The 20,811-nt window shown below is 43.6% G+C and carries 14 protein-coding genes and 1 pseudogene; 4 read left to right on the plus strand and 11 right to left on the minus strand.

Going from position 1 to position 20,811, the window contains the following annotated elements; genetic code table 11:
- The first annotated feature begins 229 nt into the window (after positions 1 to 229).
- Complete coding sequence (locus tag GUY17_RS19910; RefSeq protein ID WP_162024107.1) at positions 230 to 1,015, plus strand: sulfotransferase family protein; 786 nt, start codon at positions 230 to 232, stop codon at positions 1,013 to 1,015.
- Between the two features lie 19 nt (positions 1,016 to 1,034).
- Here the strand turns inward: GUY17_RS19910 and GUY17_RS19915 are convergent, their stop codons facing one another.
- From GUY17_RS19915 to GUY17_RS19925, 3 genes are all read right to left on the minus strand, one after another.
- The gene (locus GUY17_RS19915; protein WP_162024108.1) at positions 1,035 to 2,468 is read right to left on the minus strand and encodes an MFS transporter; all 1,434 of its coding nucleotides are present in this window, start codon (positions 2,466 to 2,468) and stop codon (positions 1,035 to 1,037) included.
- 273 nt (positions 2,469 to 2,741) lie between these two features.
- Entirely contained in the window at positions 2,742 to 4,925 is a 2,184-nt protein-coding gene (mdoH, locus tag GUY17_RS19920) for a glucans biosynthesis glucosyltransferase MdoH (protein ID WP_162024428.1), read from the minus strand.
- 11 nt (positions 4,926 to 4,936) lie between these two features.
- Positions 4,937 to 6,616 (minus strand): glucan biosynthesis protein G, encoded by a 1,680-nt coding sequence (locus GUY17_RS19925; RefSeq protein WP_101088541.1) that lies wholly within the window; start codon positions 6,614 to 6,616, stop codon positions 4,937 to 4,939.
- Positions 6,617 to 7,505: 889 nt separating this feature from the next.
- Between GUY17_RS19925 and GUY17_RS19930 the strand changes: the two genes are divergently transcribed.
- Complete coding sequence (locus tag GUY17_RS19930; protein ID WP_162024109.1) at positions 7,506 to 9,641, plus strand: TonB-dependent siderophore receptor; 2,136 nt, start codon at positions 7,506 to 7,508, stop codon at positions 9,639 to 9,641.
- 302 nt (positions 9,642 to 9,943) lie between these two features.
- On the opposite strand, the gene GUY17_RS19935 is transcribed toward GUY17_RS19930, so the two are convergent.
- Positions 9,944 to 11,347, minus strand: coding sequence for a methyl-accepting chemotaxis protein (locus GUY17_RS19935; RefSeq protein ID WP_162024110.1), 1,404 nt, complete (start codon positions 11,345 to 11,347; stop codon positions 9,944 to 9,946).
- 359 nt (positions 11,348 to 11,706) lie between these two features.
- Entirely contained in the window at positions 11,707 to 12,495 is a 789-nt protein-coding gene (locus GUY17_RS19940) for a helix-turn-helix domain-containing protein (RefSeq protein WP_162024111.1), read from the minus strand.
- Between the two features lie 103 nt (positions 12,496 to 12,598).
- Between GUY17_RS19940 and GUY17_RS19945 the strand changes: the two genes are divergently transcribed.
- A complete protein-coding gene (locus tag GUY17_RS19945) occupies positions 12,599 to 13,807 on the plus strand; it encodes an MFS transporter (protein ID WP_162024112.1) in 1,209 nt (402 codons plus the stop codon).
- 184 nt (positions 13,808 to 13,991) lie between these two features.
- On the opposite strand, the gene GUY17_RS19950 is transcribed toward GUY17_RS19945, so the two are convergent.
- The 3 genes from GUY17_RS19950 to GUY17_RS19960 all read right to left on the minus strand — a co-directional run bounded on the left by GUY17_RS19950 (position 13,992) and on the right by GUY17_RS19960 (position 16,413).
- Complete coding sequence (locus GUY17_RS19950; RefSeq protein WP_101088546.1) at positions 13,992 to 14,540, minus strand: HPP family protein; 549 nt, start codon at positions 14,538 to 14,540, stop codon at positions 13,992 to 13,994.
- Positions 14,541 to 14,716: 176 nt separating this feature from the next.
- Positions 14,717 to 15,625 (minus strand): aromatic amino acid DMT transporter YddG, encoded by a 909-nt coding sequence (gene yddG, locus GUY17_RS19955; protein ID WP_101088547.1) that lies wholly within the window; start codon positions 15,623 to 15,625, stop codon positions 14,717 to 14,719.
- Positions 15,626 to 15,636: 11 nt separating this feature from the next.
- A complete protein-coding gene (locus GUY17_RS19960; RefSeq protein ID WP_162024429.1) occupies positions 15,637 to 16,413 on the minus strand; it encodes a class I SAM-dependent methyltransferase in 777 nt (258 codons plus the stop codon).
- A gap of 130 nt (positions 16,414 to 16,543) precedes the next feature.
- On the opposite strand from GUY17_RS19960, the gene GUY17_RS19965 reads away from it, so the two are divergent.
- Entirely contained in the window at positions 16,544 to 17,389 is an 846-nt protein-coding gene (locus GUY17_RS19965) for a 23S rRNA (adenine(2030)-N(6))-methyltransferase RlmJ (RefSeq protein WP_162024113.1), read from the plus strand.
- Positions 17,390 to 17,539: 150 nt separating this feature from the next.
- On the opposite strand, the gene GUY17_RS19970 is transcribed toward GUY17_RS19965, so the two are convergent.
- From GUY17_RS19970 to GUY17_RS19980, 3 genes and pseudogenes are all read right to left on the minus strand, one after another.
- Positions 17,540 to 18,976, minus strand: coding sequence for a M28 family peptidase (locus tag GUY17_RS19970; RefSeq protein WP_162024114.1), 1,437 nt, complete (start codon positions 18,974 to 18,976; stop codon positions 17,540 to 17,542).
- 16 nt (positions 18,977 to 18,992) lie between these two features.
- Positions 18,993 to 19,613 (minus strand): annotated as a pseudogene (locus tag GUY17_RS21245) (lytic transglycosylase domain-containing protein); the annotation flags it as partial.
- Between the two features lie 379 nt (positions 19,614 to 19,992).
- Positions 19,993 to 20,532 carry a hypothetical protein gene (locus GUY17_RS19980; RefSeq protein ID WP_162024116.1) on the minus strand — a complete coding sequence of 180 codons (540 nt, stop codon included), beginning with the start codon at positions 20,530 to 20,532 and terminating at the stop codon, positions 19,993 to 19,995.
- Positions 20,533 to 20,811 lie beyond the last annotated feature (279 nt).

The following is a 20,811-nucleotide window of genomic DNA, read 5'->3' on the forward strand; positions in this document are numbered from 1 at the left end:
ACCCCTGTTTAGCTGACTAAAATACTGTATTGATGCACATACCAAGCTATTCTACTTACAACATGAGGCAAATAGCAATTTATTCGCCTCACCAAATGAGGCGAATAGAATGATTAATTGCCTCATGGCTCCCATTAGCAAGCTCGATAACACCTTGGCAGGCATTTCGGTATAATCGTTTACTGTCTCTATAACCTTTAATTTCTATAACCCTATGCGACTGTAATTAATGACATCCAAGCTGACTGAAGTATCGACATCACCACAAGCCGCTAAGCCTAAAGCCGCTTTGCCTAAACCGACTTTGGCAAATGAGCTGGCAAATAAAGTGTTTATTATTGGCCTGCCGCGTACGGGCACCACGAGTGTGAGTGTGGCGTTGCTTGAACAAGGGTTAACGGTTGCCCACCAAGCCTTTACTAAGCAGGCGTTTATGTTGGCCGATGTGGTGTCTGATGCGCCATGTTTTAGTGATTATCAGCAGTTAGATGCGTTATTTCCCAATGCTAAATTTGTCTATTTAGATAGGCCGTTAGATAAGTGGTTGCCGTCGATACAAATGTTACTGGGCAGAATGCTAGTACATTTAGATAAAGATAAGGGCCGCTTTCATCCAGTAATGAAGCGCAGCTTTAATCATTGCTTTGATATATGGCAAGTTGAAGATGTGTTTGATGAAGCGCATTTAACGGCCTGTTATCAGCGCCACCAGCAGCAAGTAATCAGTTATTTTGCAGGGCGAGATGACTTTATTGACATTGATATTAGTGTGACAGGAAGCTTTGCTAAATTGCTGCAATTTATCAATTTACTAAAGCCCGATACGGCTGAATTTAGGCAGCTTCAATATCCACAACTTCAATCTCAGCCGCAAAGCTTTCCGCAACTAAACTTTCCACAGTTAAATATGGGCCGTAATGTGGCCAGTTGGGATGAATATAAACACCCCAACAAAATTAGCGCTAATGTTTCTGGACCAGAGAAACGTAAGTTTTTTGATTACCGCCTAGATTAGTATTGTTAGTTATCCTTTCTTAGTCTTTATTTTTAGAACGCTTTTTCTTAGCAACGGTTAACCAATCTAAACTGACCCCCGATATGGCATTAAAACCACGGATGCGGAAAATAAGTGTCAGTAATTGCGGCCTTGGACGCGCTTTGGGTTCAACTGAGCGCGGAATAAACCACAATGCCACCAGCGATCGCATGGTGGTCGATACCATAAACACCAAAAATATGGGGTTGGTTAACCAAGCGTTTAAACCTGTCCAGATGAGAAAATCTGCTGCATACGTGGCAATTACACCGCCCACCATCGCGCCGACAAATACAAAACCCGCACTCAATGCTGCCTGTAATGCAGCATAAATAGCAAAGTCACTGCGAAAAGGTCGAATATCGTAAAGGTAATTGGCAGTACTTAAGGTAAAGCCACTCCAGGCTAAACCGGAAAAGGCTTGAATCGCCAATATATAAAGATAGTTGTCGGAAAAAAGCCACAATAAAGGCAAGCTGGGAATTAAGCAGCTGGTGATGATCATCACTAATCTATTGCCGTACAGGTCGCTAAATCGGCCCCAGAATCGCAAGGTAATAAACTGCGTAAAAATAGAGGCCACACTAGAAAGCACAAATTCAAAATAGGTAAAATGCAGTTCTTCCAGCATGTATACTGCAAAAAAAGGTGCCGAAATGGCAACCATGCACTGCATACCCGCAACAAATAAACTGTAATGGCGGAAAGTTTTGTCTTTCCATGCTTCGCGGAAATTACCAAATGTTTGTTTAAACACCCCAGACGCTTTGGCGAGCCTAGGCTCGGGGTCGTGCATTTGCAGTAATAACCAGGCTGAAGTAAACCGGCCCATTGCCGCAATCGAAAACAGTAAACTAAAGCCCAACCATGCCATTTGCATTGAGTCGGTTAAGGTTAAAATACCGCCACCGACAAAGAACACACTTAGCGAGGCCATCATGGTTAATCGAGTACGTGAAGCAAAAAAAGCACCTCGTCGGCGTTGCGGTACTATCATGCCCATCCAGGCACGCCAATGCGGTTGGATTAGGTTGATAAACCCTTGATACAACACCGCTAAGCCAATAAATAACCACACTGCATTATCTGGTCTAAATGCCGCTAACGCGCCCATACCTAACACGACTACGGCTTGTAACACTGCACATGCCACAATAAATTGCCGACGGCTAAAGTGGCTTGCTAACCACACAGACAACAGTTGCGCCAGTGAGCCAAACAATTGAGGTAAGCCAGTTACCCAACCCATTTGGCCTAAACTAGCCCCTAAGAATATGGCATAAGCATTAAAAAAGTTATCACTGGTGGCCGTCATGGTTGACGATGCAACCGCCTCTTGCTGGCTGCGGCGCAAGGTACACCGTAGCCACGACAATCTATCACGACTGCGTGAACAAGAATTAGTGCTGCTAGACGAATGTTCTAAAGCCATAAGAGGTATGAATGCACGCCATTGCTAAGTAACAGATTAGGGTTATGGGTTTACGTCACGGATTAACGCCACAAATTGACGTTTCAAATTAACGTCAGTGTTTAAAATTATGGCTGATAAGTGCCCAGCTAACAATCTATGACGATCACATAATCCGCTATTGTGATTGTAAGCATAAGTGCGCACTGTGCTGGTATAAACTTATTAAACACAAAAGCCCTGTCGATATAAACCGGCAGGGCTTTTTGCGCATCTACAATAAATGCAACTCACCTAACAAAAAGACACTAAGCCCTCGATAACAAACTCCTCAGGGAGCTTTTGTAATTGTTTTAGCAGTAAAGGATTGCCCAGTAAATACGCCAATTCTTGACGGGTAAACAGCTTTACAATGTCATGCTGGCATTGTGCTTCTTGTACTTTAACCCGAGTAATGGCTTCGAGTGATTCAACCGCTGAACCTGGCAAACGATGCGGTTTTTTGTCAATAATGGCTAAATGTAAATCCATTAGCTCTGAGTCTTTCAATAGCCTTGATAAGGTCCACGGCTCTGCAATGGCGTTAACGTATTCGCTGCGGCGTTGTTGTGAATCTAGGCTAAGCTTCGGCGCACACACCTCTTCCGGGGTTGCCAATATTTTTAGGCCTTTTACCCATAAGCCAAATCGCTCTGAGCCTGTCATGGCAGAAAGCGGCACTGCAAGCCACAAACCAATTAGCGCTGGGCTCATCCACGCCAACAAGGTAAGCGAATCAAGCACGGCGGCGTAACCTAATAACGCACCAATTAACATGTGCCAACGATGACGATAAATCAGTGTTAGCCAAGGTAAGCTGCCGTCGTCACGTCGTTGTGGCGCCCAACCGCTGTCGCGTCCGGCTAAAATAGACATCACCGCACCGCAGTGGATAAGCATCATTATTGGCGCAATCAGTGCCGACAATATCACTTCAACTACCACGCTAATAATGGCTTTGCCTCTGCCACCTAATTGCTTACTCATGATGCTATTTTTCAGTAACAATATGATCCCAAGGATTTTAGGACCAAACAATATGCCCATGGTGATATAAAACAACCGTAGTGCACGGTCTGAGTCCATTACTGGCCAAGTGGGAAATAGTGAAAACTGGTCGGTAAAATACTCAGGGCGAATAAAGTGCGCTTGTAATGCCAGCATTAAACCCGACAAAATTAACATTAACCAAAAAGGCGATGACAAATAAGCCATTATCCCCGTGAGTAAATGTAAGCGGCTAACCCAATGTAATCCTTTACTAAACAACACCCGTGAGTGTTGTAAATTGCCTTGGCACCAACGGCGATCGCGCACCGCTAAATCGACAATAGACGGTGGGCATTCTTCATAAGACCCTGGAAGGTCTGCGGCAATGACCACGCTCCAACCAGCACGTCGAATCAAGGCTGCTTCAACAAAGTCGTGGCTCATAATATGACCACCAAATGGCGGTCTACCTGCAAGGTTGGGTAACCCTGCGGCGCTCATAAAAGCTTGGGTGCGGATAATGGCATTGTGGCCCCAAAAGTTACCTTCTTTGTGGGTCCACCAAGATAAACCTGTACCAATTACCGGACCATAAATTCGCGCAGCAAATTGCTGTAGTCGCGCCATTAAGGTATTGCCATTAATTAAATACGGAATAGTTTGGATAAGCCCGGCATCAGGATCTGCCTGCATCCGTCTCGCCAAACTAACGATAGTGTGGGTTTCCATTAAACTGTCGGCGTCTAGCACCAACAAATGGTCGTATCGAGCGCCCCAGCGTTTACAAAAGTCGGCCACATTACCGGCTTTACGGGCATCATTTTTACGCCGACGGCGGTAATACACCCGCGCATCTTTGCTCACTTGGTGACGCAATATTAAAAATGCCTGCTCTTCTGCCAACGCAATATCGGGATCGGTCGTGTCGCTTAATATAAACCAGTCAAACGCATGGCTTTCGCCCGATGCAACCAATGCCATCGCCATCACTTCGACCGCGGCAAAAACGCGATCGGGTGATTCGTTATAAGTCGGCATTAATATCGCGGTGCGGGTATGCAACTTTATGCTTTCGGCAGTTTCTGTCGTGGGCTTTTTGAGTAGCATAATAAAGCCGGCTATACCGCCGCTAAATGCCAATGCAATCCAGCAAAAGTTAACCGCAAATAACACTAAAACGATGTATTCAAGTGGCGTGACTCCACCGACATTAAACACCGATACCATCTCGTAAATAGCCATAACCGACATGATAAAAGCGCTGCCAACCACTAAGAGACGGCGTAATCCGTCTGACTTTACGCCATTGGCAATAATACTTTTACGTGGCATGCCTTCGGACAACGCACGTAAACTTTGCGGTTCCATTGGGCCTGGTCGCTCTAACGGCATTGCTGCACCACCGACCAACATAGGGTCGACGGCACTAATATCAGCATCAGGCTGCATCATGTTCATGCTTAAAGCGTCCAACGATAAAGCCAAGTTTCGACATCGCGTGGGCCAGTAAACTTCAGCTCAGCACGTAGCTCGATCAATTCAGCATCTTGTGGATCCATTTCAAACGCCAAACGATAGCCATTGGTTTTAGGCTGACGAGACACCACCACATTGGTTACTGCCCCAGCAGAACTCTGCACTTTGGCGACCGGGATTTCGTCGTTATTACCTTCTTTAACTTGATAGTCGATAACAAACAAGCGTCTCGGTGTGGCTTTAGCAATCTCAGCCCGGCCACTGGCGGTACGGGCCACAATCACAGTGCCATCATCAACTTCGGGCTCGCTGCCCCAAATTAACCGATAAGTAAAATGAAACTCGCTACCGGCTGCGATAGGTTGTTTAGGTTTCCAGTAACTGACGATGTTGTCATGAATTTCAGAGTCTGTTGGAATTTCGGTTAACACCACCTCACCCGCGCCCCAATTTCCGACCGGTTCAACCCATAAACTTGGGCGACGCTCATAATGGGCTTCGAGATCTTGATACGCATCAAAACTACGTTCACGCTGAATTAAGCCAAACCCTTGAGGCGAGTTGTCCATAAAGGCACTGACTTGCAATTGCTTTGGATTAGCTAGCGGACGCCATAATCGTTCACCGCGACCATTTAAGATCAATAGCGCATCAGAATCATGCACTTCGGGTCTAAAATCATCGGTGTTTTGGCGACCATTCATTGAATGTAAAAACATACTGGTGCTAGGCGCTAAGCCAACTTTAACTAAATCCACGCGTGGAAATAAGGTCGCTTCCACATCGATATGGGTGTTATCGCCGGGTCTAACAGAAAATCGATATGCTCCTGATACGCTAGGGCTGTCTAGCAAGGCGTGCACCACAATTAAGTTGCTGTCGGTGTTTGGGCGTTCAACCCAAAAGGCACGAAATATCGGAAACTCTTCGCCTTCTGGTTCAGCGGTATTTAATGCTAAGCCCCTTGAAGACAAGCCGTAATCGCTGCCTTTACCCAAAGCACGGAAATAACTCGCTCCTTGGAATACCATAAGCTCGTCAAAATATGCAGGGTTATTGAGTGGATAATGGATGCGTAAACCAGAATAGCCAATATCTTGGGTCGGTAAACGCTGACTTAACACATCACCTGCAGTAAAGAACTCTGAGTTATAGGCTAAATGGTTGGCTTGCTTACCTTCAACTAGGGCAATTTCAATCAAGTCTTGGAAATAAAAACCCCGATGAAAGAGCTGCATTTGATACGGCAAACCTTCAGCTTTCCAAATAGAAGCTTCTGGCTTAAAGCGAATATCGCGGTATTCATCGTAGGAAATTTTAGCCAACCCTGGCGGTAATGGATCTTTAAGTTCCGCATACGGTTTTTGCGCTAATCGGCGGGCAATCTTAACCACAGAATCAGAATCAAAGTTAGCTGTTTTGGCAAAACGGACTTTGGTTTCTGTATTCAGATTATTAGCTGATTTAACGGTCGATTGTTCATCAGCATAAGTTTGCAGCGGTATAGTCACACTTGGCGATGTGGGTGTAATAATAGGCGGAGTGGGTTCTTGTGCAGCAAGATTAAAACAAAGCCCTGCGGCCATGGCTAACGACAAACGCGTTAGCGCTTTTTTTACAGTGTGAGATGAGACCGAAGTACGACAACTCAGTAAGCTAACCATAATAGGCTACCTAAAAAATACAGCGTTAATATGCAAGTTTCAGAGCGGTTATTGCGGCAAAATGTCTTGGTACACAACCCTATGCTCTATTTCGCGAACGATATCAGAACGCCAAAATTTTGCACAAGTATTCATCAATAAATCTCATTAGCAGCTATAACATTTTAATCTATTGATATATCCAAATAGTACACAAGGAGAGCGAAAACGACCGTGTTGTTATACATTACATTTACAGGTTATTGATTTAGGTCACAGCAAATAGAATAATTGTAGCCTCAATATTTAATAACCTTTAAATACAATTATTTATTAAAACACAGGCCGAAGAGAATCCCCTCTATTTAGGATAAAAACAAGTATGAGTGAATTGCCCTGCTATCAATGATATTTAGTACGGCAAGTTCACACTGACTGACTATTTACTAAAAGTTTACACTCACAAAAGCAACTAATAGAAAATACCCTATCACATTGATTAAATTATAAAATATATCTTAATAACTTTATTGAAACAAAGAGTTCTACAGTAATAACACCATAAGTACTGGTGTATACCTTGACGGCCACGGCTCAAATGAGAATAATTATCAAAATCAATACCAAAAATATGTTTTGACCATTATGTTTACCTCCAGCTCATTGAAGTTAGCACCAAGTAACCAAGACACTATTTTTGGAATCGTAAATTCAGCCCTTTCTCCCCCCCCCCGCCAAAAACACCCCATATTGCGCCATCGATAAAACGCTTAAACATCGCACTTGTTTACACCAAAGCATCTTTGATTGCTGACGATCGAGATTACTGAAGATCGGGGGAATAGTCTTTAGCACGTTTACAGCCAACTTATCACTTTAAAACAGACCAAACGAAACATAGGGAATATGCATGTTAACTGAAAAGTCCAGATTCACTTTGACCACAATTGCTGTGGCCATTGCAGCCAGTTTTGCTAGCTCGGCAGTAGTTGCTGACGACAAAAGTCAGACTGAAGCCAAACCTGAAGTCATTGTGGTGACGGGGAGCTTATTAGGCAATTCTGAAGTTGCAGATTTAAAAACGTATACCGGTAACCGCTCAATCATTACCTCTGATCAAATAGAGCGTACTGCAGCGAGGTCAATTGACACCGCATTACAGCAAGTCCCTGGCATTAAAATTAAAGATGAAACCGGAACAGGGGTTTTACCTAATATATCAGTACGAGGCCTAGACAGCAGCCGCAGCGGCTACGCCCAGCTCTTACTCGATGGGATCCCAATGACACTTGCGCCATATGGGCACACCGGCCAGTCATTATTCCCTGCCACCTTATTCATGATAGATAGAATTGATGTAGCACGCGGCGGAGCATCGATTCAGTACGGTCCTAATAACGTTGGCGGCGTGATTAACCTCATTTCAAAGTCAATCCCAACCGACTGGGAAACTAGCGTTAATGAACGCATGACCTTCTTTGGTGACAGTAATACCTTATTTGATACCAACATCAGCACTGGCGGCGCAGTAAATGAAGATTTTTCGATGCGTTTTGATGGCAACATCACCAAAGGGGAATCGTTTCGTGAACACTCCGAAACCGACATTAAAAACCTAATGTTAAAGACCCTATGGAATATCGATGGGCAAAACAGCTTAGATGCCACGCTACAATATTACGATGCTTTTTCTGAGCTACCAGGAGCATTAAATACCGCCGCATATGAAGCTGATCGCGAGCAATCTCTACGCCCTAATGATGAATTTAATGCCAATACTAAACGAGTGTCATTGAAATACAGCCATGTTCTAGATGACTCGAAAGTTATCGATTATGGTGAGATTGATCTCAGAGTATTTGGTAATAAAAGTTCACGTAATTTTCAGTGGGATTTTTATGACTCAAGCAAAGACACCGACGGTAATTTAGGTACTAGCTGGAGTGATACCACCCAGGATGCTACTCATCTGCGTAACTCTCCACGCGACTTTACCGTGTTTGGCATTGAGCCAACAGCAAGCTTGCTTATTGATGGTGATATTAGTCAGCACATTATCGCTGGCGCTCGTTATATTAATGAAGACATTAGCTACCAACTCAACCACATAGAAAAATCGACTCAAACAGCAACTCGTCCGCGTGACTGGCAAATGGATACCAATGCCATGGCCTATTATGTGAGTAATAAGGTAGGATTCTTTGACGACACACTATCGGTTACCCCTGGCATAAGATATGAAGATGTGCGCATGACCTTCACCAATGTTGGCCAAGATTATAGCCAAGATAATCACGTAACCGAGTGGCTTCCTGGCATCACCTTGGGTTATGAGTTCAGTTCAAATTGGTTTGCGTATACTAATGCTCAACGCTCATTGAGAACCCCGCAGATTTCGCAATTATGGCCTAAAGATCAAACTCTAGAATCAGAGCTATCTTGGAACTATGAAGCAGGCGTACGCTTTACCCCAACAGAACGCAGTAACTTAAGTATTGCCGCTTACCGTATCGATTTTGAAAATAAAATCGAGTACGACGGTGACGTTAGTCTGTTCGTCAATATTGGCCAAACTCGTAATCAAGGTATTGAGCTAGAAGGCACTTACTCACCGATGTCGCTACCAGATCTGGTTCTAACGGGTGCCTACAACTATTTAGATACTGAACAACTTGATGGAGAATTTGCCGGTAACGAATTGGCTTATGTGTCTAAACATCAACTTTCTGCCAGCGCTTTATACAGTATTAAGGATGTCGATTTAGGATTAATGGCATTTTATTACAGCAAATCATTTGCCGACCTGGCTAACACAGTTGCAGAGAATGTATCTGGTACATCGGGTGAAGTGCCAGCGTACACCGTGGTTAACTTCAATATTGGGACTGAGTTTTTCAAACAAGATAATCACGGCCTAAAATTGGGATTATCCGTCAATAATCTATTTGATAACGAATACTACTTTAGAGGCTTAGATGTGTCTCCTGCAGGACGAGTGCCTGCATCAGGAAGATCACTGAGCTTAGATGTCGGTTACACCTTCTAATCGAGCAAGGTTGTTAAGATGGATGTCTTTAGCTTTAACTGAATAATAGTCAGCATGTTGTAAACCAACAAAGCCTCAACATTAATGTTGAGGCTTTGTTTTATTGATGATCGTATTGATGGTCGTATTGATGGTCGTATTGATGGTCTTAATGGTTATCGAAACGAGGACATCCAGCTCTTTCATCAATGATAAATAGAAACGGAATTGCCGCCGAGCAGATTTAGATGGCCACTACAGCCACGGTAAGATTAGCAACACACATGCATGCAGCCAATCTAAATAACACCGCCCAATAAACGTTAAACAATCAAATCCTTCATCAACTCTTCCAGCACATCTGCCTGACGGCTCAAACTCTCGATTTCCTTTGCCGTCATATTCACTAGCTCCATCACTTGAATAGAGCTACTTCTAACAGAGTCGACATCATTGGCAATATTATCAGCCACAGCCCCTTGTTCCTCGGCAGCCGCTGCAATTTCCAAGCTTCTATCCGAAATATGCTGGTTTTGCTCTGCTATTTCATTAATATTTTGACTTGCACTTGTCATTAGCTGTTCACTTGATTCAGCTTCTTTTACCGTTTTAGCCATTACGTTCATCACACCACGACTATTGGTCTGCAGCGTTTCAATAATTTTTTGAATTTCAACCGTAGCAGCTTGAGTTCTACCCGCTAAGGTTCTTACTTCATCTGCAACCACTGAGAATCCACGCCCCTGCTCACCGGCTCTTGCCGCTTCAATCGCGGCATTAAGGGCGAGCAAGTTGGTTTGATCAGAGATGGCATTAATTGTTGCTATTACCTCACCAATTTCAGTCGCGCTAGAATCAAGCTCTGCAACAGCAACTGAGGTACCACGAACTTCCCCTGCTAATTGATTAATCTCAACCAAGGTTTTTTTAATCTGAGCTTGGCCTTGTGTGGTTTTCTCAGTGGCGCGCGATATTTGTGTAGATGATTCTTGCGCGTGGCTAGCCACTTCTCGAATCGATACCGCCATCTCTTCCGTTGCGCTCGCTAACGAATCAATACGGTCTTGCTGCACGCTGGCTAACTGAGTATTTTCATCACTACGAACACGTAACTGAGCACTAATTTGTTGGATCAAAGCAACTGCTTCTTGAGTGGTTTTCACCAACAGATGTTCACGTTCTGTGACTCTATCAACCGTTCTTGCAATCAAATTAAATTCATTACGAGCAGGTGTGTAACCAATGCGAGACGCAAGGTCACCCTCGGCTAACCTTCTCAATGCTCCATAAATATCGAATAGACTGCCACCGATGAAGGTATTTACATAATAAGAGCAAACAAACATCAACAATAAACTCAAGCTAATGGCAGTGATGTGCCATAAACCTAACCCAGTCAGAAAACTAGTGTCATCAACATAACTCAATGAATAGTCCAGCCCTGAAACCTGTGCGGATATATCTGTATTACGGCCAATATTAATCGCTGTATTTTGCAGTAAGGGCGCCAAATCAGATGCAGATAGCTGAGTCGCCGATGCCAATTTGGCAATCACATCCACTTGTTTTTGTGCTTCTACTGTTCTTTGTGAAGATGCCGCATCGACGAAACAAACGCCCATGACAACAACGGCAAGCACAGCCGTAAAAAAAAGAACAAGAAAATTTTCATGTAATTTTACGTTAATTAAATACTTATCTATCCAACGAAATGCAACTTGTTTCACGATGATATCTCCAATAAAAATGATCAGTGATTACCGAGAGTGGCGCATCACCTATCTTATTCAGCAGGTAATATTGATATAAGAGAAGACGTCATTCGGTCAATTATCAGAAATAATATATGACTGTCGTTAGCAGGTATTTCTAAATGACAAAACTGGCATCTAGATCACGCAAAAAACGGAAAAAAAGACACTTAATGCAACTGAAAAATCACACATTGATAACCTTGCTCAAAAAATCGGCTAAAGTTGTCGTATGACGACCGTTGTTGGTTAAGGAGTAAATGTAGATGTAGATAAATACCGACATAGCTAAACACAAAATAACAATCACCTAGCCAACTTGTGCATACTTATTATCAGTAAGCATTTAACTCGTTCATGTATTTCATCGGTGATATTTTCATTACTTTTTTAAACATGGTAATAAATGCGCTTACCGACTCATAGCCTAATAACTCAGACACCTGTTGCACACTCTGTTTATCTGAAAGCGCTTGTAGTGAAATAATGATATGCAGTTGAGTGCGCCATTTTCCAAATGTCATCCCGGTTTCTTTTGTGATCAGTCGCGCCAATGTACGCTCTGTTAAGGCAAATTGTTTGGCCCATTGCGGCAGTGTTTTTCTATCGTTAGGCTGATTTATCAATTGCTGGCTCATCGCTTGAATCACCACATTTTTAGACAGAACAAAGTCTAAATGTTGAATAGGCATCTCAATGAGTTGCTCAAATAGTACCTGTGCAAGCCGTGCGGTTTTACTGTCTACACGATAATGCTGATCGCTACCAGCAAGCGTGCACATCAACTCTTTAACTAAAGGCGTAATAGCCAATGTACAGGTATTTTGCGGCATTCCTTGCATGCTGCCATCAATAAATACATGACAGAGCTCAGCATTATCTGAGGCGCGATTACTGTGAACTTTATTTGCAGGGATCCAGATAGCGCTATGAGTTGGCACCATCCACATTTTTGCCGATACCTCACAGGTAACATAACCATGCAAAGCTAAAATTAACTGGCCTTTAGGGTGAGTGTGTAAAGGGATCTCATGGCTGGCACAGGCGTGCTCTATCTTGGCAATAATGGGTTGCGGCATATATTCAAAATTCTTTATTTCATCCCAGCCAATTGCTTCAAACATAATTTTGTCAGTTTTTCGTTATTTAATGTCACTATCTCTAAATTATATCGTTCGACAAATCTTTATACTAGCAACCATTATTAAGTGAAATCTAAAGCAGCTAATGACGTTACAAACTGACAATACTAAACCACAGTCTCGATTCTCTGGCGCATTACTCGTCATAGGAATTTTGCTTATTGCAGCTAATTTACGCGCGCCTTTTACCGGCATTGCTCCTGTGCTGGAGCAAATTATTAGTCACTTTGGCCTAAGCGGATCTCAAGCTGGATTTTTAACCACTCTGCCACTAATTGCCTTTGCGATTGTTTCACCTATGGCGGCTTTTTTTGCCCGAAAACAAGGATTAGAACATGCCTTGTTTGCCGCGCTAATACTGATATTGCTCGGTATTGGAGCTCGATTTGTCGACTCATCAGCCATGTTACTCATTGGTACTGCCATTATTGGCGTCGGTATCGCAATTGCAAACGTGTTACTACCCAGTCTGATAAAACGAGATTTTGCCACTAAAATTGCGCTCATGACCTCAGCCTACGTGCTCACGATGGGAGTGGTATCAGGTGGGTTTTCGGCTCTGGTATTTCCGCTTAGTCAACTCAATGGCTTAGGCTGGCAACTGGCACTGGGCTCGGCAGCCATCATCACAGTTGCCAGCTTAATTGTGTGGACCGCTCAGCTGGGTAAACACACGAAACCAACTTATTCAGCACATCAATCGGCACCCTCGAAAAGTGTATGGCGCTATCTATTAGCCTGGCAAATTAGCTTGTTATTAGGCCTAAACTCATTTCTGAATTACATCATCATTACGTGGTTACCAAGCATATTGACCGACACAGGCCACTCGGCCGTTGAAGCGGGGGCGTATCATGGTGCCTTTCAAATTGCGACAGCACTTCCTGGCTTAATATTAATTCCGTTACTGGCTAAATTAAAAGATCAAAGCGCGCTAAGTTTTATTTTGGCACTACTCAGTGCAGGCAGTGCACTTGGGCTGCTTTACATGCCTCACTTTGCTTTTGTATGGACACTAATGCTGGGGTTTTGCTCTGGGGCCTGTTTTATTTTGGGACTATCGTTTATTAGTTTACGCACCGATGATCCGCACCAAGCCGCATCGCTTTCTGGTATGTCACAAAGTGTGGGCTATTTACTGGCAGCCGTTGGGCCTATGGTGGCGGGCGCGTTGCACACTTCAACAGGCAGTTGGGATGCGCCATTATGGTTATGTGCGATTGCTGGTGTGCTGTGTGCACTATGTGGTTTAGGTGGCGGCAGAAACACCACATTACATAAGTCGGTTAACTAGAAATACACGGCTTGATTACTGAGTTATGCACTTAATATCACTATCCCGATCAAGCAAACTTCATTGGAGAAAAACGATATTGAGCAACATCAGGTCAAGCCGAAAATGTTGTAGGTCACTTCAAAAATAAATCATTGAGATAAACGAGTTGCGGTCACGACAGAGTATCTACCGCACCGGACGCTTACACCCAATAAACAGGATAGTGACGCTTGGGGTCTGTGGAAAGGTTATTGACCACTAACGCGACGATCAGGAGTAATACCGTACCTAAAAAAACTGGCATTAAGGCATAAAGAAAGCCTAGCTGATGCACGTTTTCACCACCAATAACAGCAATCAATGCTGTGGCACCGCCAGGCGGATGAAGGGTTCTGGTAAAGTACATTAACGCAATAGATAGTGATACAGCCAAAGCGCAGGCAAGCACGATATAATCAGTAAAAACTTGATAAACTGCAACACCAATTAACGCTGATATTACGCTACCACCTATTAAATTACGGGGCTGAGAAAACTCCGCTAAGGGGGCACCGTAAACCAACACTGCTGACGCACCAAAAGACCCTATTACAAACATGCTCCCCATAGGATTCGCGGCCGTATAAAACGCTAAGCCTGCAACTAAATAAATACCACAAAATGCGCCAATCCATGACCAAATAATTTTCTTAAGCGGTTGCCTGGGAGGACAAATATCCTTTGATCTCATGCGAGTAAAATAGAATCTCATTATGTTAATCCGAGTGAAATAGAGTGATGCGTTATTAGTGTGTGATCTGCGGAATACGGTTGCGAGCAGCAAATTAGCGCTAAAGAAACACAATTGCAATTACACCTAACCAAAATCCTCTTGGAAATAAGGTAATGCTACTTTAGTGATCTCGTGATGATCTAATGATGTGAATATTAATGAGATAAAGACGGTTTTTTGGTTCTAGTGACTAAAAAACAAATAAGAGAGCCTAACGTGACCAATGCTACGCCCTGCCAAAATGACCCCGTGAGCGAAATCGACAAATAAACAGAAGCAAACATGGTCGAAAACACTGGGGTAAAATATGACAAGGTGCCTAACAATATAATATTTCCACCAATAATGGCTTGGTTCCACAAAGCATAACCGGTGCCGATTACCATACCAGCAAGTAATAGTGTAAACGTTGATGGTAAGGTGAAGTGTAAACTGGGTTCATTACTTAAAAAATATTGTATCCATAACGTTGTCGCTGTCGCACTAAAAAACAGTGTAATGGCATTTTTTCCGTTACTGATTTTTTGAGTGACTACGCAATAAATCGCCCAAATAAATGCCGCTGAAAAGGCCATAGAATAGGTTAATGGGTTGTCCGAAATATTACTTAACAACAGACTAAGTGAAATACCCTGGTCGCCAGCAATACACCAAGCAACACCTGTAAATGCCAACAAAATACTCGGGTAAACCAAAACATTCACTTTGTTACGACTAATAATAACGCTTAACAATATCGTCAGCGCAGGCCATAAGTAGTTAATAATCGACATTTCCATTGCTTGAAGTCGGCTATTGGCCATGCCTAAAGATAATGCGAGGCAGATTTCATAAGTGACAAATAACCCGCCGCCGATAAATAAATATCGTTTAGGGTAATCTTTTATTTTGGGTATTCCCATAACCGACATTAGAAATAACGCACTGACGGTATACATCATTGCAGCACCAGCAATGGGACTAAATAATTCGGATAAATCGCGGATTAATGCCGTGACGGTACTCCACAGCAAAATGGCAATAACGCCATAAAATGTATACTTATTGTCGCGAATATAAGACACCAAACCCACCGTTATTTCATCGCGGATTTTACGTAGACATCAAAGCGGTTTTTTTTCTGCGCTAACACCATACTCGGTTTAACACCATTCAAGTCTTCTGCGTAATCAGGACGCTTTACTACCACGCGCTTAGTGGCGAGTGCCATAGCGGGTGCTAACAGTCCATCTGCATCTAAGTCTGCGCCGACCAGAGTTTGAAACACGCGCATTTCTTTTTTAACCAGGGCTGATTTTTCACGGTGTGGGTACATAGGGTCAAGATAAACAACATCGATCTCAGTGCCAGACGACTTCGCGGCGTCGGCTAACGCGCTGATACTTGAGCCGTGAAATAAGCTCATCAAATCGCGCATCCACTCGCCTATTTCAGCGTCTTCATAAGCGCGGCGTAAACCATCTTCAAGCAATGCCGCCACTACAGGATGACGCTCAACCATAATCACTTTACAACCTAGGCTTGCCAGTACAAAAGCATCTCGACCAAGCCCTGCGGTGCCATCAACAACGGTGGGTGTTACCCCTTGCTTTAGCCCGACAGCTTTAGCAATCGATTGACCGCGTCCACCACCAAACTTACGTCGATGCGCCACAGCACCAGACACAAAGTCAACGCTAATGCCGTCAAGCTTAGGCTCATCTCGCTTATGTAAACTCAAGCAGTTTTGCTCGAAACGCAATTCAAAAGCGGCGTCTTTGTCCCACACCAACTGCCAGCGCTGGGCTATATCGACTAATGAGGGATACTGCTGATTAAAGAAGATAGGTGTCTGCAACAAGATGATTACCATGCCAATGTAAGAAACTACGCCATTATGCCAAAAGCCATCACCAGTGAACACCTATACCTCGCGCGCTAGAAAACTTATAATGTCGCTATTACACAGTTTTTGCTGTCTCATTTAGTAAATGGAAATGCCCATGCTCAGTTATCGCCACGGTTATCATGCAGGCAATTATGCCGATGTACTTAAGCACTCTATGCTTATTCAAGTATTAAAAGCCATGCAGAAAAAAGATAAACCTTATGTGTATATCGATACTCATGCAGGCGCAGGTGCTTACTCATTAACCGATGAGTTCGCCCAAAAAACCGGAGAGTATTTAGAGGGTGTTGCCAAACTATGGGACCACGCTAATTTACCCACTGCATTGGCCAACTATGTTGAAACTGTGCAGCACTTTAACACTGAGTTTGATGGCGAGTTAACCGTGTACCCTGGCTCACCCGCTATTGTAGATGTTGAGCTTCGTCCGCAAGATCGTATGGTGTTACACGAACTCCACGGTACTGACCATGAGTTATTAGCAGATTATTTTGTTGAAGACAAACAAGTCAAAGTCATTAAAGGTGATGGTTTACAGGGATTAATTGCCGCGGTACCGCCATTAGAACGTCGTGGAGTGATATTAATCGACCCAAGTTATGAAATGAAAACTGACTATCAAGATGTTGCTCAAGCCATCATTAAAGCCCACAAACGCTTTGCAACAGGGACATTTCTTTTATGGTATCCAGTGGTCAAACGTGAGCAAACAGAAGCAATGTTAACGCTACTAAAAAATAGTGGCATTAAGAGACAACTGCGTATTGAACAAGCGGTGAGTGCTGACAGTGACGAGTTTGGTATGACGGCCGCGGGTTTATGGGTAATAAACCCACCTTGGCAATTGGATGTATTGGCTAAAGAGGCGTTAGATTATTTGACGCCACTATTAGGCCGTGCTGACGGTCATACTACTGTGAAGTGGGAAGTGGACGAATAATTTACCCTCCGCAGGGTTTATGTTGCTGTGCTATGTGAAGAATGATTGCTGATTATTGATTATATAAAAATGCCCAAACCGAAAAATGCCCAAACCGCTGCAACGGTTTGGGCATTTTTGTTGGTTATCTTTAATTGCTGTTACAGAGCGTTATTTAAAGAATGCACCTGCTGCACCCGGAAACACCACCGGGCTAACATTGCCATTCGCGGCGACACTCGCGACACCAAACAAATAGTTGTCGATAACCATATTATCTAACGTGAACTGATTAACCTTGCCGACATAGCGGCTATGAGTCCATTCCGCTACCGTTGTTGAGCGCCAATATACGCGATAACCGACAACGGTTTTGTCGTCACTACTGGCCCAACTTAAGGTGGTACTCGGCGATACTTGCCCTGCAATGGTCACCTTGGTTGGTGGCGCGGGTGCCCATGCTTGTGACGCTAAACTTAGCGCATTAAGTGCGGTCAGTTTGGCGGTAAATCCAAAATCAACACCTTCAATCACATCACCATAAGCAATACCATTTTCTACCCGTATATCTTGATGCTGACGATTATAGTTCTCGTTGGTTTCCATAATCCGCACGGCAGGCAAACCAGCCTGATTAAACGGTAAATGATGCCCACCACGACCAAAACGATCGAGTCGATACACCAACATCACCTCTAAATTAGTCATGTACTGGTCGGCTAGCGATTTAATTTTACGAGCTAAATTGCGTGAAGCAGAATCATTTTCGCCGCCACTAAAATAGCGTTCTTTGGCTTCATCTGCGGTTTCGGCAAAACGTACGCCTTCAGAAAACACCCGTACACTGCTGTTATTCACCACGCCATTAATGCCAGATATATTGCCAATCATGTCATTATTTAATACTGCTTGAACCTGCCAATTTTGCGTTTTGGCATAGTCAGCTAAAATATTGCCGCCATACAAACCTTGCTCTTCGCCCGACAATGCAGCATAAACGATAGTGCCGTTAAATTGATATTTTGATAATACTCGTGCAGCTTCTAGCGCCCCAGCCACACCCGATGCATTGTCGTTAGCACCAGGAGAAATTGAGGTGGCATCCAACACATCGCTAACGCGAGAATCAATGTCGCCACTCATCATCACCACACGCTTAGGATCCGTTTTACCACGCTGAATCGCGATAACGTTAACCACTTCGGTTGGATTTTCGATTCGTTTACCTTGAACAGTGTCACTAACCGTTACCACTTCTAAACAGCCACCACACTCTTTGGATATACGATTAAACTCAGCTTCAATCCAGCGCCTAGCGGCACCAATACCTTGGGTATCAGATTGGGTATCCGACAAGGTATGACGGGTCCCGAAGCCAACTAAAGTACGAATATCTTGTTCAATCCGCTTAGCTTGTGGTGCGGTAGCAATGTCGTATAAACGCACATCTTCTTGTGATGGGGCAACAAACGTTGATTTGTCGGCAGCAAATGCTGGCACTGTTACAGCACCCAATATCAGCAACCCGGCCATACCCGCTAAACAATAACCGTTGTTACGACTGAGTTTGACCCGCTTAGGTTGTACTTTATGAATTACATGGTTCATTAATAAATACCTTAAATTAACTGGCTAATGCTTTTTGGTAGCGTTTTAATAATATTTTTACGCGCTTCACATAAGCTTGTGTTTCAGGATAGGGCGGTATACCGCGGTATTGCATCACCGTCGTTGGGCCGGCATTGTATGCCGCACACGCAAGGTCAATGTCGCCGTTAAATTGGCTTAATAGCTGCGCAAGATAACGACTGCCACCACGAATATTCTGTTGAGCATTGAAAGGATCATCGACGTCCATATCGCTAGCAGTACCTGGCATTAATTGCATTAGGCCTTTGGCTCCTGCTTTGGATAATGCGCCAATTTTAAACGCTGATTCTGCATGGATCACTGCTCGAATAAGTGCAGGGTCAAGCTGATACTGCCGCGCGGCTAAAGCGACGTCGGCGGCGAAATGTGAGGTAAATAATGGTATCTTATACCAATCGATAACCGAATCGACCCGGCATGCAAAACATTCATACAATAACACTTGATAGTCTATATCCAGCGGTTGCTGATCGCTAAACACCATCACCCCATTGGTTTGTTTGTATTGAAACACTTTACGCTTTTCAACGCCTAAATCACTGACAATACCATTTTCGGAGTAACTGGCTTTAACACGAGGCTTACTCGATACTGTGCCCGCTTTCGTTAACGCATAATTATTGGTTAAGGTACGCGGTTTCTGTTTGTTTCCTACATAGCCTGCATTCAACGACAGCTGATCATTAATTGATTGCTCATCGGCAGGCTTAGTGTTGCGGCGACTCAACACGTTATATGTTTCTATAGTCGGCGCTGGGTGATTTTCAGCTGTGGTAGTTTGAGATTGCTGTAACGATAACTGCTTTTTTGCTGCGGCTTGCTGAGGAATATACTTAGCTTTGATTTGCGGCTTTTCAACGTCTTCCACGGCAGGGTAAACCACTTGCTTGGCTTGTACCTGCACAGGTATGCAAACACAAACCAACAAGGTAGCGATACCCAATAGCGTCTGCCGATTACGCCATGTCATGTGACTATTCCTGCACTTGATCGAATATAGGCATCGGCGCGATACGGGCGAATTTTGCCACCGCCGAACCTGGGAAAATTTTAACCCCACTGTTTAACTCATCTACGGCTTTACGGTAAAAGTCTTCTGCGTGCACAAAGTCGAGCTCTAGCTGTATATATTCAGCGAGCTGATCCGCACTCAGTTTGTCTTTATTCACTGTAGCTAATAGCGCTTCTAAACCTTGATCAATCTGCTGCCAAGCGGCTATCGATACCGACAAAGAGCCACCAGCCATATTTGACTCTTCAATCGGTTGTTCCCAATCATGTTCGGGCTGTAACAGTTTTAGTTGCTCCAACTGGGCTTGTTGGTCATCTGTTAAAGGGCGTGGATAAGATGGTTTTTCCTGACATAGCTCGGTAAACAATGTCAGTCTTTTATCAATTTTTGAGTCGATCACTTTCAGCGCTTCAATGGCTGAAGTGCGTTTTTTAAGTAAACTGGCATACCAAAGATAAGCCAGAATAGCGGCTAAAGTGAGGCTTATAAACAGCGCCTGCATGGTGACATCCTTTATTATTGTTATTCACTATCATAATCATTATTTAATCAAAAGTTCATCTTTATTGGCGATACCTTTACTAAAAATAAACCACAAAAGAGTAAGCAAAACACCAATAGATGTTAATAAACTGTTTTGATTCAGATCTTAACTATAACACAAAAAATAGTACTAGCACGGTTGAATACTATACAGTTAAAATTTTAATCTTTAGTTTTATCAACTACCTAAAACCATTCGCACAAGAGTGTTTTTTAAACACATTTACAGTTTCCCCTG

Origin of the sequence: Shewanella sp. Arc9-LZ, from assembly GCF_010092445.1 — a bacterium.
Taxonomy (GTDB): Bacteria; Pseudomonadota; Gammaproteobacteria; order Enterobacterales; family Shewanellaceae; genus Shewanella.